Origin of the sequence: Blautia sp. OF09-25XD, from assembly GCF_003482095.1 — a bacterium.
Taxonomy (GTDB): domain Bacteria; phylum Bacillota; class Clostridia; order Lachnospirales; family Lachnospiraceae; genus Fusicatenibacter; species Fusicatenibacter saccharivorans.
The window spans coordinates 1-1631 of record NZ_QUMG01000045.1 but is presented as its reverse complement, the minus strand read 5'-3'; the positions used below and the strand labels follow the sequence as shown (position 1 = coordinate 1631).

The window sequence follows — 1631 nt, the reverse complement described above, 5'->3', positions numbered from 1 at the left end:
TTGCGCGTCTAACTCATCACTACTACAATATATTTATGGGTAATCCCCTTACTTCCAGTAAGGATTTATCCATCTCATTACTTAAACTGTTAGAATGTAGGATGCAATGGTATATCGACTTCATCACTTGGACCTCGCGTCCGTACTTTAGACTGATAACCGGCTCCTCATTCACAGTGTTCGTTTTATGCAGGTTGAATCACATTAGGTGCATTCGTGTCACACACAGTAGTTTGAACAGGTAATGAGTAAAACTGGTATTTATCCATTGTAATATTTTTTAAGGAGTGATAAATTTATGAACGCAGTAGGTATCGATGTTTCAAAAGGTAAAAGTATGGTTACAATTCTGAGACCATTTGGGGAGATTGTATCCTCTCCTTTTGAGATTAAGCACACATCCAGTGATATCCATTCACTTATTAAACTTATTCATTCTATCGAAGGTGAATCCCGGGTTGTAATGGAACATACCGGCCGCTACTACGAAGCACTTGCTCACCAGCTTTCAGCAGCAGATCTCTTTGTCAGTGCTGTTAATCCCAAGTTGGTCAAAGATTTTAATAACGATTCTCTTCGCAAAATCAAGTCCGACAAAGCTGATTCTGTCAAGATTGCCCGCTACGCTCTTGACAAATGGCAAAGTCTTGAACCGTATAGTATTACAGATGAATTACGCGCTCAGCTAAAGGTCATGAATCGTCAGTTCCATTTCTATGTGAAACAAAAAACGGCTATGAAAAATAATCTTATTGGCCTCATTGACCAGACCTATCCAAATGCAAATACTTATTTCAATAGTCCCACCCGCAGTGATGGTTCCCAGAAATGGGTTGATTTTGTCTCTACATACTGGCATGTAGATTGCATTCGTAAAATGTCTCTAAACGCTTTTGTTGAACATTATCAGAACTGGTGCAAGCGCAAAAAATATGCCTTCAATAAATCAAAAGCGGAAGAAATTTACACCAAAACAAAGGAACTTGTTCCAGTATTTCCTAAGAATGAAATAACCAAACATATCATCAGACAAGCTGTCGATCAGCTCAACAGTACTTCCGTTACTGTCGAAACAATACGCACTCTCATGAACGAGACTGCCTCAAAGCTTCCTGAATACTCAATTGTCATGCAGTTTAAAGGGATTGGTCCATCTCTCGGTCCACAGCTTATGGCTGAGATCGGTGATGTAACCAGATTCACGCATAAAGGAGCCCTTACTGCATTCGCCGGAGTTGATCCCGGGGTAAACGAATCTGGTTCCTATGCCCAAAAAAGCGTCCCAACATCCAAACGTGGATCTTCAAATTTAAGAAAGACTCTTTTTCAAGTAATGGATGTTCTTATCAAAACCATGCCTCAGGATGATCCTGTATATCAATTCATGGACAGAAAACGCACCCAGGGTAAGCCTTACTATGTTTATATGACTGCAGGTGCTAATAAATTTCTCAGAATATACTATGGACGAGTGAAAGAATATCTTTCTGTTCTTCCTGATCCAAGCTAATTCAAAACTTTTACTTTCAGACCAGCACTGGTTGTGGTGGCCTTATTTTAATGCCTAATTTTTAACCTGTAAAGTTTTTTAACTTTCTTCAATTTTAGTATTGACTTTTTATTTGCAGGCT

1 protein-coding gene is annotated in these 1631 nt (G+C 39.1%); it reads left to right on the top strand.

The window, feature by feature from the left end; genetic code table 11:
- The first annotated feature begins 298 nt into the window (after nt 1-298).
- Nucleotides 299-1510 (top strand): IS110 family transposase, encoded by a 1212-nt coding sequence (locus tag DXA93_RS17510; protein WP_055218916.1) that lies wholly within the window; start codon nt 299-301, stop codon nt 1508-1510.
- Nucleotides 1511-1631 lie beyond the last annotated feature (121 nt).

Bases quoted from the DNA above. Each gene is read 5' to 3' on its own strand.
- DXA93_RS17510 (WP_055218916.1), top strand. From the start codon at position 299: ATGAACGCAGTAGGTATCGATGTTTCAAAAGGTAAAAGTATGGTTACA.